The sequence below is a fragment of the Bradyrhizobium sp. CER78 genome (genome assembly GCF_029846235.1).
Taxonomy (GTDB): domain Bacteria; phylum Pseudomonadota; class Alphaproteobacteria; order Rhizobiales; family Xanthobacteraceae; genus Bradyrhizobium.
In genome coordinates this window covers 22,646-38,483 of sequence record NZ_JARVWP010000028.1, presented here as the reverse complement: position 1 = coordinate 38,483, position 15,838 = coordinate 22,646, and the positions used below count along the sequence as shown (strand labels likewise).

Annotated in this window: 16 protein-coding genes; 8 read left to right on the top strand and 8 right to left on the bottom strand. The window is 65.2% G+C overall.

Annotation, left to right across the window (positions count from 1 at the left end):
- Window positions 1-176 precede the first annotated feature (176 nt).
- Both QDT69_RS35250 and QDT69_RS35245 read left to right on the top strand, forming a co-directional pair.
- Window positions 177-872 (top strand): hemolysin III family protein, encoded by a 696-nt coding sequence (locus QDT69_RS35250; RefSeq protein ID WP_279711073.1) that lies wholly within the window; start codon window positions 177-179, stop codon window positions 870-872.
- 253 nt (window positions 873-1,125) lie between these two features.
- Complete coding sequence (locus QDT69_RS35245) at window positions 1,126-1,920, top strand: SDR family NAD(P)-dependent oxidoreductase (RefSeq protein WP_279711072.1); 795 nt, start codon at window positions 1,126-1,128, stop codon at window positions 1,918-1,920.
- A gap of 262 nt (window positions 1,921-2,182) precedes the next feature.
- On the opposite strand, the gene QDT69_RS35240 is transcribed toward QDT69_RS35245, so the two are convergent.
- Window positions 2,183-2,716 (bottom strand): isochorismatase family protein, encoded by a 534-nt coding sequence (locus QDT69_RS35240; RefSeq protein WP_279711071.1) that lies wholly within the window; start codon window positions 2,714-2,716, stop codon window positions 2,183-2,185.
- Window positions 2,717-2,720: 4 nt separating this feature from the next.
- Window positions 2,721-3,335 (bottom strand): helix-turn-helix domain containing protein, encoded by a 615-nt coding sequence (locus tag QDT69_RS35235; protein WP_279711070.1) that lies wholly within the window; start codon window positions 3,333-3,335, stop codon window positions 2,721-2,723.
- An 89-nt stretch (window positions 3,336-3,424) separates the two neighbouring features.
- On the opposite strand from QDT69_RS35235, the gene QDT69_RS35230 reads away from it, so the two are divergent.
- Window positions 3,425-4,966: a 4-hydroxyphenylacetate 3-hydroxylase N-terminal domain-containing protein gene (locus QDT69_RS35230; protein ID WP_279711068.1), complete on the top strand. Its 1,542-nt coding sequence runs from the start codon at window positions 3,425-3,427 to the stop codon at window positions 4,964-4,966.
- Between the two features lie 91 nt (window positions 4,967-5,057).
- Here the strand turns inward: QDT69_RS35230 and mdlC are convergent, their stop codons facing one another.
- The 4 genes from mdlC to QDT69_RS35210 form a co-directional block, all read right to left on the bottom strand.
- Window positions 5,058-6,686, bottom strand: coding sequence for a benzoylformate decarboxylase (gene mdlC, locus QDT69_RS35225; protein ID WP_279711067.1), 1,629 nt, complete (start codon window positions 6,684-6,686; stop codon window positions 5,058-5,060).
- A gap of 303 nt (window positions 6,687-6,989) precedes the next feature.
- Entirely contained in the window at window positions 6,990-7,874 is an 885-nt protein-coding gene (gene blaBJP / locus QDT69_RS35220) for a BJP family subclass B3 metallo-beta-lactamase (protein ID WP_279711066.1), read from the bottom strand.
- 129 nt (window positions 7,875-8,003) lie between these two features.
- Window positions 8,004-8,387 carry a tautomerase family protein gene (locus QDT69_RS35215; RefSeq protein WP_279711065.1) on the bottom strand — a complete coding sequence of 128 codons (384 nt, stop codon included), beginning with the start codon at window positions 8,385-8,387 and terminating at the stop codon, window positions 8,004-8,006.
- Between the two features lie 106 nt (window positions 8,388-8,493).
- On the bottom strand, window positions 8,494-9,000 hold the full coding sequence (locus tag QDT69_RS35210) for a helix-turn-helix domain-containing protein (RefSeq protein ID WP_279711064.1): 507 nt from the start codon (window positions 8,998-9,000) through the stop codon (window positions 8,494-8,496).
- A gap of 114 nt (window positions 9,001-9,114) precedes the next feature.
- Here QDT69_RS35210 and QDT69_RS35205 point away from each other — a divergent pair, with 114 nt between their 5' ends.
- The 3 genes from QDT69_RS35205 to QDT69_RS35195 all read left to right on the top strand — a co-directional run bounded on the left by QDT69_RS35205 (window position 9,115) and on the right by QDT69_RS35195 (window position 11,515).
- The gene (locus tag QDT69_RS35205; protein ID WP_279711063.1) at window positions 9,115-9,720 is read left to right on the top strand and encodes a VOC family protein; all 606 of its coding nucleotides are present in this window, start codon (window positions 9,115-9,117) and stop codon (window positions 9,718-9,720) included.
- A 105-nt stretch (window positions 9,721-9,825) separates the two neighbouring features.
- A complete protein-coding gene (locus QDT69_RS35200; protein WP_279711062.1) occupies window positions 9,826-11,199 on the top strand; it encodes an epoxide hydrolase family protein in 1,374 nt (457 codons plus the stop codon).
- A gap of 22 nt (window positions 11,200-11,221) precedes the next feature.
- A complete protein-coding gene (locus QDT69_RS35195) occupies window positions 11,222-11,515 on the top strand; it encodes an antibiotic biosynthesis monooxygenase (RefSeq protein ID WP_279711061.1) in 294 nt (97 codons plus the stop codon).
- A gap of 18 nt (window positions 11,516-11,533) precedes the next feature.
- Here QDT69_RS35195 and QDT69_RS35190 read toward each other — a convergent pair whose 3' ends face one another.
- On the bottom strand, window positions 11,534-11,725 hold the full coding sequence (locus QDT69_RS35190) for a hypothetical protein (protein WP_279711059.1): 192 nt from the start codon (window positions 11,723-11,725) through the stop codon (window positions 11,534-11,536).
- 66 nt (window positions 11,726-11,791) lie between these two features.
- Window positions 11,792-12,844 (bottom strand): histidinol-phosphate transaminase, encoded by a 1,053-nt coding sequence (gene hisC / locus QDT69_RS35185; protein WP_279711058.1) that lies wholly within the window; start codon window positions 12,842-12,844, stop codon window positions 11,792-11,794.
- Between the two features lie 188 nt (window positions 12,845-13,032).
- On the opposite strand from hisC, the gene QDT69_RS35180 reads away from it, so the two are divergent.
- Window positions 13,033-14,475 carry a sulfatase-like hydrolase/transferase gene (locus QDT69_RS35180; protein ID WP_279711057.1) on the top strand — a complete coding sequence of 481 codons (1,443 nt, stop codon included), beginning with the start codon at window positions 13,033-13,035 and terminating at the stop codon, window positions 14,473-14,475.
- Between the two features lie 77 nt (window positions 14,476-14,552).
- On the top strand, window positions 14,553-15,830 hold the full coding sequence (locus QDT69_RS35175) for an MFS transporter (protein ID WP_279711056.1): 1,278 nt from the start codon (window positions 14,553-14,555) through the stop codon (window positions 15,828-15,830).
- Window positions 15,831-15,838 lie beyond the last annotated feature (8 nt).

The following is a 15,838-nucleotide window of genomic DNA, read 5'->3' as shown; positions in this document are numbered from 1 at the left end:
ACGACAAACCCGGCAGGAGGGACCAAAAGGGCGGGCGATCACCCGCAAGTTGGCGATTATCGGGCCAAAATCAAGCTTCACATTTCCGGCGCCTTTGCAGGCGAGGGATGATGAGGGGATTGAACGCGCCGCGTCACCCGCGCTACCCATAGTCAAACGGCCACAGGAAAGCCTGCATGACGGTCTTCCGCCTGAAGCAACTTGCCTCGACCTCGATCCACGCGGCCGGCGCCGCGCTGTGGAACTACGACCGCGCCGAGCTGATCGCCGACGGCGTTGTTCATCTCGTCGGCGTCGCTTTCGGGCTGGTTGCCGCCACCGCGCTGATCGTGCTGACCACGGTCTATGCCGGCCCGTTCGACGTCGCCGTGGTGTCGGTCTATGTCGCGGGCCTGCTCGGGATGCTGACGCTGTCGGCGACCTATAATCTCTGGCCGGTGTCGCGCGCCAAATGGGTGCTGCGGCGCTTCGATCATTCCGCGATCTATCTGTTGATCGCCGCGACCTACACGCCGTTCATCGTGGAACTGAAGGACAGCTATTTTGCGATCGCGCTGCTCGTCGGCGTGTGGTGCGTGGCGATCGTCGGCATCTGGCTGAAGCTGCGCTATCCCGGCCGCTTCGACCGGCTCTCGGTCGGGCTTTACCTCGCGATGGGCTGGAGCGGCATCATGCTCTATGACCGCGTCGTCAAGGCGCTGCCCACGATGGCGCTCGGCTTCGTGCTGGCGGGCGGTATCCTCTACAGCCTCGGGGTGATCTTCCACTCCTGGCGGCGGCTGCGCTTCCAGAACGCGATCTGGCACTGCTTCGTGCTGCTCGGCGCCGCCTGCCACTATACGGCGGTGTTCGACGTCGTGCTGGCGAGCTGAAGTTCTCGCCATCAGCCGTAGATGGGCTATCATGTTCTCGTTAGGCCCATTCAGCCCTCTCACCGTCACCCCCCGCGCAACGGCTTTGCCGTTGTCGCTGGAGGAGCCGCGTAGCGGCGTCTCGAAGGGTCGACGGCCACCAGCCTGGCCGTGCATCCTTCGAGACGCGCTACGCGCTCCTCGGGATGACGGGAGGCGCAGGGTTGGGTAAGCAAATTGACAACGTGCAAGCAAAGATAGCGGGAGGATGGCCATGCAGGTGGCAGGGAAAGTGGTGGTGGTCACCGGCGGTGGCAATGGCATCGGCAAGGCGCTGTGCGAGGCGTTCCACGCCGCGGGCGCGTCCAAGGTCGTGGTGGTCGATCTCGACCATGCGGCGGCGGAAAAGGTCGCGGCCTCGGTCGGCGGTGCCGCCTTCAAATGCGACGTCGGGCAGGAGAAGAACGTCCTGCATGTGATCGAGGAGACCGAGCGCATGTTCGGTCCGATCGCGCTGTTCTGCTCCAATGCCGGCATCGGCGGCGGCTTCGATCCGCTGTCGAAGAATGCCGGCGGCACCTCGGACGAGCCGTGGTCGCGGAGCTGGGCGATCCATGTGATGGCGCATGTCTATGCCGCGCGGCATCTGGTGCCGCGGATGAAGGCGCGCGGCGAGGGCTACTTTCTCAACACGATCTCGGCGGCGGGGCTCTTGTCCCAGGTCGGCAGTCCCGCCTACTCGACCACCAAGCACGCCGCGGTCGGCTTTGCCGAAAACCTCGCGATCTCGCACCGCGCCGACAACATCAAGGTCTCGATCCTCTGCCCGCAGGGCGTCGACACCAACATGCTGCGCTCGATCCCGAAGGGCCCGCAATCCGGCGACGGCGATCTCACCGCGGAGCAGGTCGCGCAGGACGCACTCAAGGGCATCGAGCAGGAGACCTTCCTGATCCTGCCGCACCCGCAGGTGCTCGGCTACATGCGCAAGAAGACCGAGAACTACGACCGCTGGATCGGCGGCATGGCCAAGATCCAGGCCAAGATGCGGGAAGCGCACGGGAAGTGACGCGCGGCGCGTGTCGCGTAAGCTAGTCGCCGTGAGGTGAGCACCCTGGTTAGGCTCCCTCTCCCCTTGTGGGAGAGGGTGGGGTGAGGGGTGGCCCCGGGCGAGATTGATCGAAGCTCGCTATCGCAATTTTCACTCGCATGCCGTTGAGACAATCGAGAGAGCACCCGTGTGGTACCCCTCTCCCCAACCCTCCCTCACTCACAAGGGGGGAGGGAGCCCAATCGCCGGTGGCCTCCTCACTTGTGCGTGCGGAGCTTCATCACTTGATCAGCGCGATCGCCTCGCGAAACCGGGGATGCTCGGCGGTTTCCAGCCATTCGAACACCACCATCTCGGTGGTCACGATCTCGGCGCCGTGCCGCTCCATGCGGCGGATCGCGGTTTTCTTGTCTTCGGCGCGGCGCGAGCCCAGCGCATCGCGCACGACATAGGCCTTGCGGCCGGCGTCGAGCAGGCCGAGCACGGTCTGCTGCACGCAGACATGCGCCTCACAGCCGGCGACGACGAGGTGCCTGTCGGGTGAGACCGCGCCGAGGAATTCGCGCTCGCGGACGGCGTCGAAGGTCATCTTGTGGATCAGTTGCGCCTCGGTGGTCGCAAGCTCGGCGATGGTCGCGCCGAGGCCCTTGGCATTCTGCTCGGTGAAGACCGTAGGAATATCGACCAGCCCGGCCATGTCGATCAATCGCCGTGCATTCCTCACTGCTGTCGTGCCCTGATCGATCGCCGGCATCAGGCGGGACTGGAAGTCGACGATCAGCAGCAGCGACTTTCTCGGATCGATCGTCAGCATGACCTCACTCCTTGCCGAGTTGCGCGATCTTCTCGCGCAGATAGGTATCCATCAGATCGGGCGCGGAGGCGCCGAACATTCGGATGCGGCCGGTGTGCAGCAACAGCAGCAAGCCGGTCGCGTGCGCGAAGCAATCCACCATGACCGTGTTCGCCTTGTGCCTGGATGCGCCGAGCGCCTCGGACGCTTCCGCAATCGGATGCAGCGCGGCCTCTAGCGCGGCGTTCAGCTCGTGGTCGCGGTCATGGCCGAGACCGGCCGGCTTCATGCCGCCGCGGAACAGATAGAAGCCGAGATCGAGGTCGCGCGGGTTCTCAACGTAGTAGCGGAAGAAGGCCATGCCCGCCGCATGCAGCCGCTGTTTGGCGCCGCGCGTCGTCGCGACCGCGGCGCTGACGGCCTCGCCCAGCGAGGCCAGCGATTGCCGCAGCACCTCGGCATAGATCGCTTCCTTGGACTCGAAGTGGAAGTACAGCGCCGCAGGCGTGTAGCCGGCCCGCGTCGCGATCGCCCGCAGGCTCGCGCCCTCGAGGCCTTCTTCGGCGAACACGCTGCGCGCCGCATCGAGGATCAGCTCCCGCTTGTGGCGGCTGACCGCTTCCTTCCTGCTCTCGCGCATCTGCATCCGGCCGAATCCGTTCTTGACTCAATTCTGACAGCGTTAGATAATTTAACAGTGTTCGAATAAATGAGCAAGGGAGAAGCGCCATGCTGATGACGGCTGCGGAGTACCGGGAATCCCTGCGCCGCTACAAGCCGCGGGTGTTCGTCAACGGCGAGGCGGTGGCGAGCGTCGCGGACGAGCCGTTGCTGGCGCCGGGCGTGGCGGGGGTCGGCGTGACCTACGATTTCGCGCACCTCGCCGAGCACGCGCCGATCATGACGGCGCGGCAGGCGACCTCCGGCAAGACCGTCAATCGCATGCTCCACATCAATGAGAGCTCGCAGGATCTGTTGTACAAGCTCGAGGCGGTGCGGCTGGTGTGCCGGACCTCGGGCTGCGCCCAGCGCTATCTCACCCACGATGCGCTGAACGGCCTCTATCAATCAACGAAGTTGACCGACGATCGCCATGGCACCGACTACAGCCAGCGCTTCCTCAACTACCTGCACGAGGTGCAGGACCAGGACCTGACGCTCGGCGTCGCGATGACCGATGCCAAGGGCGACCGCTCCAGGCGGCCGGGCCTGCAGGCCAATCCGGACGTCTATGTTCATATCAAGGAGCGTCGCCCCGACGGCATCGTGATCCGCGGCACCAAGGCGATCGTGACCGGCGCGCCCTACATGCACGAATTCCTGGTCATGCCGTGCCGCACCCACGTGCCTGCCGACAAGGATTTTGCGGTCTGCTGCGCCGTGCCGGTCGATGCGCCCGGCGTCACCATCGTCGCACGGCCGGCCGGCCGGCCCGGCGATGCCAGCGCGAAATTCTCGGCGAAGTACGGCCAGTCGGTCGGCGTCGTGATGTTCGACGACGTGTTCGTGCCGCATGACCGCGTCTTCCTCGCCGGCGAGACCGAGGAGGGCGGTTTCCTCACCACGTCCTATGCCACGCATCACCGCCACTCCTGCATCGGCGCGCGCGCCGGCTTCGGCGATCTCCTGATCGGCGCCGGCGCGTTGATGATCGAAGCCAACGGACTCGATGCCGAGAAGCACGCCCATATCCGCGAGGCGATGGTCGAGCTCATCACCATCACCGAGAGCTTCTATGCCTGCGGCGTCGCGTCCTCGGTCTATTGCACCAAGGACCCGGCGGGCTCGGTGATGCCGGACGCCGTGTTCTCCAACATCGGCAAGCTGCTGCTGGCGACCAAGATCTACGACATGCACCGCGTCGCACATTACGTCTCCGGCGGGTTGATCGTCGCGTTGCCGGGGCCCGACGAGGACCACAATCCGGAGACGCGCGCATCGCTCGGCGCCGTGATGGGCGGACGTCCGGATATTCCGGCCGAGCAGCGCGCCGAGGTGGCGCGGCTGATCGAGGACCTCACCGTATCGCATGAAGCCGGCTGGTATTCGGTGATCTCGCTGCACGGCGGCGGCTCGCCGGAGGCGATGAAGCGCGAGATCTGGCGCAACTATCCTATCATGGAGAAGGCCGAACTGGTCGAGAATTTGCTCGGCCGCGGCCTTGTCGACGAGGGCCAGCGGGTGTCGAAGCAGCCCGGCCGCTGCTGCGCCACCGGCTGCGAGGTGCCGGCGCCGTCGGCGCTTCCGCACGAACCCGCTCTCGTAAGGTGAGCGCACTCGTCAGTGCTCCCTCCCCCGCAAGCGGGGAGGGAACCCATCCGCCGGTGCCTTCCTTACGAGTGCGTGGGAGTCGCGCTTATCTCTAGCTCTTCTGCGTGTAGAGCAGCGGCACCGCGGAATCCACCATCACCTCGATCAGGCTGGCGCCTTGATGCGAGAGGGCACGCTTGTACGCGCCGGGAAGCTCGGCCGATTTCGTCACCCGCACCGCGTCGCAGCCCATGCCTTCGGCGAGCTTGACGAAATCGATGCCGGGCAAATCGAGGCCCGGCACGTTGCGCACCTGCATCACCTGGCTGAACGAGCGCATCGCGCCGTAGCCGGAATTGTTCATCACCACGACCGTCAGCGGCAGCTTGCGCTGCGCGGCGGTCCATAGCGCCTGGATCGAATACATCGCCGAGCCGTCGCCGATCAGGCAGACCGTGCGCCCCGAGCTGCGGCCGAGCGCCATGCCGACCGCCGCCGGCAGGCTGTAGCCGAGGCCGCCGCTCGCCATGGTGTAGAAACTGTCCTGGCCGCGCATCGGCATCGCCTTCTGCATCAGCGGGCGATGCGACGGCACTTCCTCGACCAGCGCATCATGCGGTCCCATCGCGGCCGAGAGCGCGTGCAGCGCGTATTCGGCGGGGATCGGATCGCCGGCTGCGGGTGCCGGCGGCAGGATGCGGCCCGCAGGCGCGGTGCGCCTGGTGTCGGGCAGCAGCTCGAGCAGCGCCGTCAGCGCCGGCTTCATGGTCGCGACGATGCTGTGGCCGGTCGGCGTCATCGCGGCGGCATCGGGATCGTCGGTGATCTGGAAGATCGGGGTCGCGCCGTCGAAGATCGCGGCATGGCCCTCGACATGGAAGGTGAAGACCGGCGCGCCGACCACGACGACAAGATCGTGCTCGCGCAGCGCGTCGGAAAGCTGGCCCGGTGCGGCATGCAGGAAGCCGGCAAATTGCGGATGCCGTTCGGGGAACGAGCAGCGCGCCGAGAACGGACTGGCCCACACCGCGGCCTTCGTCTTCTCCGCGACCTTGACCATGAGATCGACTGCCTCGGCCCGATCGACGGCGGGGCCGACGACGAGGGCAGGGCGCTTGGCCTCGCCGAGCGCCGCCACCAGTGCCTGCATCGCGGCCGCCTCAGGGCCAACCTCGCGGCTGACCTGGCGGGCGTCGAGCGGCTGCGTCGCATGCGCCCAGTCGTCGATCGGCACCGAGACGAAGGTCGGCCCGCAGGGCGGCTGCATCGCGACATAATAGGCGCGCGCGATCGCGGCGGGGACGTCTTCGGCGCGCGCCGGCTCGACCGCGAATTTCACGTAGGGCCGCGGGAATTCGGAGGCGCGCTCGGCGTAGAGGAACGCCTGCAGCGGCATGATCGAGCGCGCCTGCTGGCCCGCGGTGATCACCATCGGGGTCTGGTTGCGGTAGGCGTTGTAGATGTTGCCGAGCGCGTTGCCGACGCCGGCCGCCGAATGCAGATTGACGAAGCCGGCATTGCGCGTCGCCAGCGCATAGCCGTCGGCCATGCCGACGACGGAGGCCTCCTGCAGGCCGAGCACGTAATCGATGTCGTCGGGCCAGTCGCTCAGGAACGGCAGCTCGGTCGAGCCGGGATTGCCGAACACGCGTCTGATGCCCCACGCGCGCAGCAGGCCGAAGGTGGCGTCCTTGACGGTGACGGTCTTGCCTTTGCTGGCGGCGGGTTTGCGCGACGACATCGGGCGGCTCCCATTTCTGTCTTGTTTGGTTCCGTCATTGCGCGCGGCAAAAGCGGAAAGGCAATCCACCTGTCGATGGATTGCCTGACGATGTCAAGCCGCGGCGCCCATGGTTGCCGCGGCAACGGCTGAAAATCGTCCCGATGGTCCACGTCATCCCCGCGCAAAGGCTTCGCCTTTGCCGCTGGAGGTGCGAGCGGAGCGAGCCTCGAAGGATGCGGGGCCCGAGTGTGGCCGTCGATCCTTCGAGACGCGCGCTGATGCGCGCTCCTCAGGATGACGGATGACGTTCCCGCTGTGCAGCTAATTGGCCTTCAGCGCGGCGGTCTGCTTGGCGAGTTGCTTGTCGAAATCCTGCTCCAGCCCCGCCACATAGGTGGCGTTTTCGCCCGGCTTGACGAACGGGTTCGGCGCGCCGTCCTTCATCTGCGCGCGCTTGGCCTGCATGTCGTAGACCTCCGGATGCGGCCCGAGCAGCACGTCGACCTTCATCGCCTTGACCTTGACGAAGGTCGCGCGGTAGTCGTCGACGATGCCGGGATAGGTCGGGCGTCCGACCAGCCGGTTCAGCGCGACGGTCCCACTGCAGAAGAACAGCACGTTGCGCTGCTGGTTGCCGTCCTTCACCGTCATCTCCCAGCTGGTGCAGCCGGGCGAATGGCCGGGTGTCGTGTGCGCGATCAGCGTCACGTCGCCGAGCGTCACCTTGTCGCCTTCCTTGACGGTGCGGTCGACCTTGACCGGCGTAAAGGCCAGGTCCGCGTTGCTCTCGTCGCCCGGATAGTAGCCGCCCTCGAGCAGGGGCTGGTCGCGCTCGCCGGCGATCATCTGCGCGCCGGTCTCCTTCTTGATCTCGGCAAAGCCGCCGGTGTGATCGAGATGGGCGTGGGTGTTGAGGATGATCTTGATGTCGCCTTCCTTGAAGCCGAGCTTGGCGATGTTGTCCTTGATCATGCCGGTCGACTGCTGCATCGCGGTGTCCATCAGGATCAGCCCTTGCGACGTCTTGATGAGATAGACCGCGATCCCGTCGGTGCCGACATAGTAGATGTTGTCGATCAGCTCATACGGTTCGAACGGCGCGGTCCACTTCTTCATGACCGTGGCCATGAAATCCTTGAGCGTCTGTGCCTGCGCACCGGTTGCGATCAGCGCGAGCGCGCACAGCGCGGCTGCGATCGTCCTCATGGTTGCCTCCCTGCCTGTTATTGTTCGTGCACGGGCCGCACTATGCGTGCTGGCAACGCCGGGGGCAAGCGGCCGGCGGCAAGCCGCCCGACAAGGCGACCCGCCGTCCGGCGCATGCCTGTTCCGCAATCAGCTCGCGTATTGCGCGATGCCGTTGCCGAACGACCAGTTCTCTTTGACGACCTCGATCAGGTTGATGACGACATCGTCGGGCCGTCCCTGCAACTGGCTCTGATAGTCGTCCACGATCCGCTTGTAGAATGCCTTCTTCATCTCGACCGTGCGCCCGGCATTCATGGTGATCTGGATGAAGACGAGATCGTCGCTGTAGGTATTGCCGAGATAGTTCTCGGCATAGTTCAGGTCGCCGCGGTCATGCTCGGTGATGACCTGAAACTTGTCATTCTCCGGCACATTGATGGTCTCGCGCATTGCCTTGTAGACGATCTCGCCGAGGGTCTTGCGATATTCGGGGGACTTGCCGCGCTTCAGGTCGATACGAACGAATGGCATGGTGGTCTCCTGTGTTGTGCGGGTAGGTTTGGTCCCGCGTGATTGAGGCGCTGCGACGGTGCGAGAGCTTTCGCGTCGTCCGCTCGCGCCGGCGGCGTCGGAAAATTCAGCGGGTCGCCTTGAAGGCCTCCCATCGCGCGTCGCGCTCCTTCTGGTATTTTGGCAGTCGCTCCCCGACCATGTCGGCGCGACGCACCGGCTCACCGCAGGACTCGCAGACCGGGCCGAGCCCGGCGGGCTTGCCGCAGACGACGTGCGTGTAGTTCATCGCACGTCCCTCCTTTGGTGATTTGCACCAGGCCTCGCCCCAGGCGCGCAGCGCCATTAGAACAGGAAAGAACGCTTCGCCCTTCTCGGTGAGGTGATACTCGTGGCGCAACGGGTGCTTGTTGTAGACGCGCCGCGTCACCAGGCCGTCCGCTTCCAGCTTTTTCAGCCGTGCGGTGATCATCTGCGGCGTGCCGCCGGTCTGCGCCTGGATTTCCTCGAAGCGATGACTGCGCGCGAACAGCTCGCGCAAAACCAGTACAGTCCAGCGGTCGCCCACGACGGTTTCGGCACGGGCGACCGGACACAGCGTTTGGTCAGTCTTGTTGTCCTTGATTTTCGCCATCACGATTTCTTCATCGGGCTTGTTACTATGAATTTCATAGCAAATATGGCCCGGCATCGTTCCGAATGCAATGGGCCGTTGATGGCCCGGTCTTTCATCACCAAGGAGTGAGCCATGTCCACCGAACCGACGCCGGCAGCGGCCAAAGTCGATCTGAAGCTCGAGGTCGTCGTCATTCCCGTCGCCGACGTCGACCGCGCCAAGCGCTTCTACCAGGACCTGGGCTGGCGGCTTGATGCCGACTTCGTCAGACCCGACGGCTCGCGCGCCGTGCAACTCACGCCGCCGGGTTCGCCGACCTCGATCCATCTCGGCTCGGGAGCCGGGCTGCCGCGCTTCCTGATCGTCAACGACATCGAGGCGGCGCGCGCCGAGCTGATCGCGCGTGGCGCCGACGTCAGCGAGGTATTTCATCGCGGCGCGGAAGGCCGCATCAAGGGACCGGATCCGGAACGCCCGAGTTACGGCTCGCTTGCCACCTTCAACGACCCCGACGGCAATGTCTGGCTGCTGCAGCAGGTCACGCAGCGCCTGCCGGGCCGCGTCGACGGTAGCAGCACGAACTTCAATTCATCTGCCGATCTCGCCGCCACGCTCCGCCGGGCAGCGGCAGCCCATGGCGAGCACGAGAAGCGGACCGGCGGGCACGATGCGAACTGGCCGGACTGGTACGCCGAGTACATCGTCCGCGAGCAGGCCGGCAAGCCGCTGCCCGAATAGCCGAACTGCAACGCGTGCAACCGGCCGTGGCGGCCGATCCATTCTGACGACAACCGAGGTGCACGCGGCTTTGCCGGCGGCATCTCGTTCAAAGGAGCCAGTGCAATGACCAAGACATTTCAGGCATCAGTAACGGTCGCAGCGAGCCAATCGAACCAGGAAGCCATCGATCAGAACAGACGCAAGCTCCTCACCGGCGCGGCGCTGGGTCTCGCTGCAGCCGGCGCGGCCAGCCTGTTTCCGGCGCGCCCGGTTGCGGCGGCCGCTGATGATGCGATCCGCCCGTTCCACATCGATATCCCCGAGGCAGACCTCGTCGATCTCCGCCGCCGCCTGGCGGCAACCCGGTGGTCCGACAAGGAGACCGTCAATGACGACTCGCAGGGCGTTCCGCAGGCAATGCTGCGCGATCTCGTCCGCTACTGGCAGACCGACTACGACTGGCGCAAGGTCGAGGCGCGGCTCAACGCCCTGCCGCAGTTCATCACCGAAATCGACGGGCTCGACATTCACTTCATTCACGTTCGCTCCAAGCACGACGATGCCCTGCCGCTGATCGTCACGCATGGCTGGCCGGGTTCGGTGATCGAGCAGATGAAGATCATCGACCCGCTGACCAATCCCACCGCGCATGGCGGCAGCGTCTCGGATGCGTTCCACCTCGTGATCCCGTCGATGCCGGGCTACGGCTTCTCCGGCAAGCCGACCACGGTCGGCTGGGATCCCCAGCGGATCGCACGGGCCTGGGTCCAGTTGATGAAGCGGCTCGGCTACAGCAAGTTCGTGGCGCAGGGCGGCGACTGGGGTTCGCCGGTTTCCAACGAAATGGCCAAGCTCGGTGCGCCGGAGCTGCTCGGCATCCACGTCAATCTGCCCGGCGTCGTTCCGCCCGAGGTGTTCAAGGCCGTCTCTACCGGAGGTCCCGCGCCGGACAATCTGTCGGCGGAGGAGCAGCACGCCTTCGAGCAGATCAAGCTTCAGTTCGCCAAGCGACGGGCCTATGCGCAGATCATGGGGACCCGCCCGCAGTCCCTTGCGGCGTTCGCGGATTCGCCGGCGGGCCTCGCCGCCTGGCTGCTCGATCACGGCGACGGCTATGCGCAGCCGGCCTCGGCGATGACGTCGGCGATGCTCGGACATGCCGTCAACGGCCATTCCGCGGGCGCGCTGACCCGCGACGACGTGCTCGACAACATCACGCTGTACTGGCTCACCAACAGCGCGATCTCCTCGGGCCGCCTGTACTGGGAGAACAAGACCAACCTTTATCTACCCGCCAATGTCGCGATCCCTGCCGCGGTCACGGCGTTTCCCGGCGAGAGTTTCGTGGCGCCGCGGAGCTGGGCGGAAAAGGCCTATCACAAGCTGATCTACTTCCATCAGGCCGAGGCCGGCGGGCATTTCGCGGCGTGGGAGCAGCCCGACATTTTCAGCAGGGAAGTGCGGGACGCGTTTCGGCCGCTCCGCAAGCTGATCTGAGAATAGAGGAGGAACATCCGTCATGCCGAAACTTGCACTCATCGCCACCGTCGAGGTCGCGCCGGAAAAGCGGGATCAGGTGTTGTCGCAGCTCGCGGCGCACGGCGCCCGCTCGCTCAGGGATGAACCGGGCACGCTGCACTTCGACATCCTGGTGCCGCGCGAGGATGCGTCGAAGCTCTTGATCTACGAGGTTTACCAGGACGACGCCGCGTTCGAGGCGCATCGCAATGCGCGATCGATCGCACAGTTCCGCGAGGAGAGCGCCGGGCTCGGCATCAAGATCACCGCAACGCGGTGCACGCCCGCCGTCTAGCTGTCGTTGCGAGCGGCGTCACGCCCGGTTGAGGCTGGCGCCGCGCTCGGACAAAACCTTCTCGGCCTTGGGCGTCAGCTCGTAGAGGTCACCGTCCTTGGCGACGTATCCCTCCTTGATGAGCCGGTCGACTTCGCCCTGCGCGTCACCGGCAAAGGCAATGGATTGGGCAATGTCGCAGAGGACCGCGACCTGTTCGTCTCTAAGCATGGCGTCCTCCGTCAGGGCGGGGAACGCGCAGACCTGCATTCGGTTCCAGCGTAAGCCGAAACGGGCTCAGACCATCTGACGCAGCAGCTCGATCAGGCGGCCGCATTCATCGTCCGTTCCGACCGTGATGCGCAGGAAATCCTCGATCCGCGGCTTCTGGAAATGCCGCACCAGGACGCCGCGCTCGCGCAGCTTCGCGGCGAGATCCGCGCCGCGATGGCCGCCATGGCGTGCGAACACGAAGTTCGCAAGCGACGGCAGCACCTCGAAGCCGAGCTCGGTGAGGCCGCGGACCAGCGCCTCGCGACTGCTGATGATGCGTTGCCGGGTCTCGTCGAACCATCCGTCGTCCTCAATCGAGGCGACCGCGCCCGCGATCGCGAAGCAGTCGAGCGGATAGGAGTTGAAGCTGTCCTTGACGCGCTCCAGCGCCTCGATCAGCGGGCGCTGGCCGATGGCGAAGCCGACCCGCAACCCCGCCAGCGCGCGCGACTTGGACAGCGTCTGGATCACCAAAAGATTGTCGTGACGCGCGACCAGCGGCACCGCGCTCTCGGCGCCGAAGTCGACATAGGCTTCGTCGACCACCACGAGCCGGTCGGGATGCTCGGTGACCAGCGCCTCGATCGCGGCACGCGGCAGCGCGATGCCGGTCGGTGCGTTCGGATTGCACAGCAGGATGGCGCTGCCCGGCCGCCGGTAGTCGGCGAGATCAATCCGCATCGCGGCGTCGAGCGGCACCTGTTCGTATCGCGCGCCATAGAGGCGGCAATAGACCGGATAGAAGCTGTAGGTGATGTCGGGGAACAGCAGCGGCGCGTCGTGCTTCAGCAGCGCCGGGAAGCTGTGGGCCAGCACCTCGTCCGAGCCGTTGCCGACGAACACCTCGTCTGATGTGACGCCGTAGCGCGTCGCGATCGCCTCGCGCAGGGCGGTTGCGCGCGGATCCGGATAGAGCCGCAGGCGATCCGCGGTCGCTGCGATCGCGGCCAGCGCGCGCGGCGAGGGCGGGTAGGGATTCTCGTTGGTATTGAGCTTGATGAGGTTGTCAATTTTCGGCTGCTCGCCCGGCACATAGGGCGACAAATTGTGGACGATTGAACTCCAGAAGCGGCTCATGATGATCTGCAAACCCAGGGATCGATCATAGCACAGTAGGGGAAGCGACGCGTCGTCGCCATAGCCCGCGGCTATGATCATCGTGAAGAATTGTCGATACCTCGCGGTTGCCGGCTCTGGCAATGTCCGGCCAACAACTGCCTTCAGGCTGACCAGGCATGAGCGGCAAAAATCCAGGGAGGTCGGGCTTGAAGCCCCAAAATCTGCTCATCCTGATGTCCGACGAGCATAACGCCCGCATGATGGGGTGTGCCGGTCACCCGCTCGCCAAGACCCCCAATCTCGATGCACTCGCGGCGCGTGGCACGCGGTTCGTCGATGCCTATACCAGCTGTCCGATCTGCGTTCCGGCACGCGCCAGTTTCGCTACCGGCCGTTACGTCCATGATATCGGATACTGGGACAATTCCATCGCGTATGACGGCAGGGTGCCGAGCTGGGGGCACAGGCTGCAGAACGCCGGTGTGCGCGTCGAATCCGTCGGCAAGCTGCACTACCGGCTCGAGGAGGATCCGACCGGCTTCGACAAGCAGCATATTCCGATGCACATCACCGGCGGTGTCGGCATGATCCAGCTGTCGATCCGCAAGCAGTTCCCGGATTTCGTGTCCCCACCGCGCAAGCGCTCCGCGATTGCGGAGGCCGCCGATGTCGGCGAAAGCGAATATACCCAGTATGACCGCCGCGTCGCCGAGATCGCCGCGCAATGGCTCCGCGACGCCGCCGGTTCGCAAAAGCCCTGGGTGTTGTTCGTATCCTTCGTGACGCCGCATTATCCGTTGGTGGCGCCGAAGGAGTTCTTCGACCTCTATCCGGTCGATCAGATGCCCGATCCCACCTACGGGCCTGCCTCCGGATATCAGCCGCATCCCTGGCTGACGGATCTGCTGGCGGGTGGCGCACCCAACCCGCAAGACCAGCGCAGGGCGCTGGCGGCCTATCTTGGCCTCGTCAGCTTCATGGATGCCCAGGTCGGCCGTGTGCTGGATGCGCTCGACGCGGCTGGCCTGCGCGATTCCACGCGTATCCTTTACACCTCCGACCATGGTGAGAACGCGGGCAAGCGCGGGTTCTGGGGTAAGTCGAACCACTACCAGGAGGCGGTCGCCATTCCTATGATCGTTGCCGGCGAGGGCGTGCCGGTCAACAAGCTGTCGGCGACGCCGGTTTCGCTCGTCGACGCCTATCCGACCGTGCTCGACGGTGTCGGGCTCTCCGCAACTGCGGACGGCGTCCCCGGTCATTCATTGTTCGATATCGCCAACAAGGGTGAAGACCGCGACCGCATCGCGTTCAGCGAATATCATGCGGCCGGCTCACCGTCGGCGTCCTACATGCTGCGCAAGGGCCGGTTCAAATTCATCACCTATGTGCGGTTCGCGCCGGAATTGTTCGATCTGGAAGCCGACCCGGAGGAAAGCACCAACCTGGCCGCACAGCCCGAATATGCCGACATCGTGAAGGAGCTCGATGCCGAGCTCCGCCGCATCGTGGATCCCGAGGCGGAAGACCGGCGCGCCAACGAGGCGCAACGGCTCCTGATCGAGAGCAAGGGCGGTCCCGAGCAGGTGATGGCAAACCTGCCGACCAAGAAGCTGTACACACCGGTCCCCAGCGGGCTGATCTCGTGAGGGAAAGCCCGGCCTCTGGTTTCAACCGGCCAAGTCCCCTGGTTGTCACGGCCATTGCATCACCGCGCTCCGACGGCATGAGCGCTCTCGGCAAGGCAACGCGCAATCGCTGGGTCCGGATCCTCGGCGTGGCCTTCGTGATGTACCTGCTCGCCTTCGTCGATCGCGTCAATCTGTCGATGGCGGCGCCGTTCGTCAGGGACGATCTGGGGCTTACTCCCTCGGGTCTCGGTTTTGCGAACGGGTTGTTCTTCTGGGGCTACATCATCCTGCAGATCCCGGCGGGCCGGCTGGCCTCGACCTGGAGCCCGAAACGGGTCCTGCTTTGCCTGCTGCTGCTGTGGAGCTCGATCTCGCTGACGACGGCGCTGGTGCAAACGCCGCTCGAGCTGGCCGTCAATCGCTTCGCGCTCGGACTGTCCGAAGGCGGCGTGTTGACCTGCACGCTGGTGCTGATCCGCAACTGGTTCACACGCGCGGAGCGCGCCCGCGCCAACGCGCTGTTCCTCCTCACCTTCCCGATCGGTCCAATGATCGCGGGGCCGATCTCCGGATTGATTCTGACCTATTCGCATTGGCGCCTGATGTTCGTGATCGAGGCGATCCCGGGCGTGCTCTGGTCGCTGGTCTGGTGGTGGGCGATCGAGGATCGTCCTGACGATGCCGGATGGTTGCCGGAACACGAGCGCGTGGATTTGGCGGCAAAGCTCACGGCCGAGCGCGATGAGACGGTGGAGAAGATCTCGGGCCATTGGCTCTCGACGCTTTGGCATCCGAGCGTACTGCTGCTCGCTCTCTATAATTTCCTCGCCTTAATGGCCGAATGGGGCGTCAATTTCTGGTTCCCGACCGTGCTGAAAGAGACCGGGCTGCCGATCGGGATCGTCGGATTGTTCGCATCCGTCCCCTCGTTGCTCGGTATCGTCATGATGCTCGCGGTCGCGAGCAGCTCGGACCGACGGCGCGAGCGCAAATGGCACATGATCGCGGCGACTGCGCTGGCGGGCGTCCCGCTGCTGGTCCTGCAGGTCACGGGCGGCGGCAGCTGGGTCACGGTGATCTGCCTGTCGCTCGCCACTGGTGCATTCCTCGGCCGCTTCGGTCCGTTCTGGACCTTGCCGGGCGAAGTGTTGCCGGCCACCGTCGCGGGCGTCGGGATCGGCCTGATCAACGGGTTCGGTAATCTCGGCGGCGCGGTCGGCCCTTATTTCTTCGGTGTGGTGAAGACGCATACCGGCAACTTCTCGCTGGCTCTCGCCGCCGGCGGAGCCTCACTCCTGCTGAGCGCACTGGTCGCCATGCTGATCAGGACCAAACCGCCGGGGCAAGCCGCAAACGCGACGCGATCGGGCTAAATCGTCAT

Excerpts from the sequence above, each read along its gene's own strand:
- QDT69_RS35215 (WP_279711065.1), bottom strand. The coding sequence starts at position 8,387 with ATGCCATTCGTTCGTATCGACCTGAAGCGCGGCAAGTCCCCCGAATAT.
- QDT69_RS35245 (WP_279711072.1), top strand. The coding sequence starts at position 1,126 with ATGCAGGTGGCAGGGAAAGTGGTGGTGGTCACCGGCGGTGGCAATGGC.
- QDT69_RS35230 (WP_279711068.1), top strand. The coding sequence starts at position 3,425 with ATGCTGATGACGGCTGCGGAGTACCGGGAATCCCTGCGCCGCTACAAG.
- QDT69_RS35205 (WP_279711063.1), top strand. The coding sequence starts at position 9,115 with ATGTCCACCGAACCGACGCCGGCAGCGGCCAAAGTCGATCTGAAGCTC.
- QDT69_RS35200 (WP_279711062.1), top strand. The coding sequence starts at position 9,826 with ATGACCAAGACATTTCAGGCATCAGTAACGGTCGCAGCGAGCCAATCG.
- QDT69_RS35240 (WP_279711071.1), bottom strand. The coding sequence starts at position 2,716 with ATGCTGACGATCGATCCGAGAAAGTCGCTGCTGCTGATCGTCGACTTC.
- QDT69_RS35190 (WP_279711059.1), bottom strand. The coding sequence starts at position 11,725 with ATGCTTAGAGACGAACAGGTCGCGGTCCTCTGCGACATTGCCCAATCC.
- hisC (WP_279711058.1), bottom strand. The coding sequence starts at position 12,844 with ATGAGCCGCTTCTGGAGTTCAATCGTCCACAATTTGTCGCCCTATGTG.
- QDT69_RS35250 (WP_279711073.1), top strand. The coding sequence starts at position 177 with ATGACGGTCTTCCGCCTGAAGCAACTTGCCTCGACCTCGATCCACGCG.
- mdlC (WP_279711067.1), bottom strand. The coding sequence starts at position 6,686 with ATGTCGTCGCGCAAACCCGCCGCCAGCAAAGGCAAGACCGTCACCGTC.
- QDT69_RS35235 (WP_279711070.1), bottom strand. The coding sequence starts at position 3,335 with ATGCGCGAGAGCAGGAAGGAAGCGGTCAGCCGCCACAAGCGGGAGCTG.
- QDT69_RS35175 (WP_279711056.1), top strand. The coding sequence starts at position 14,553 with ATGAGCGCTCTCGGCAAGGCAACGCGCAATCGCTGGGTCCGGATCCTC.
- blaBJP (WP_279711066.1), bottom strand. The coding sequence starts at position 7,874 with ATGAGGACGATCGCAGCCGCGCTGTGCGCGCTCGCGCTGATCGCAACC.
- QDT69_RS35210 (WP_279711064.1), bottom strand. The coding sequence starts at position 9,000 with ATGGCGAAAATCAAGGACAACAAGACTGACCAAACGCTGTGTCCGGTC.
- QDT69_RS35195 (WP_279711061.1), top strand. The coding sequence starts at position 11,222 with ATGCCGAAACTTGCACTCATCGCCACCGTCGAGGTCGCGCCGGAAAAG.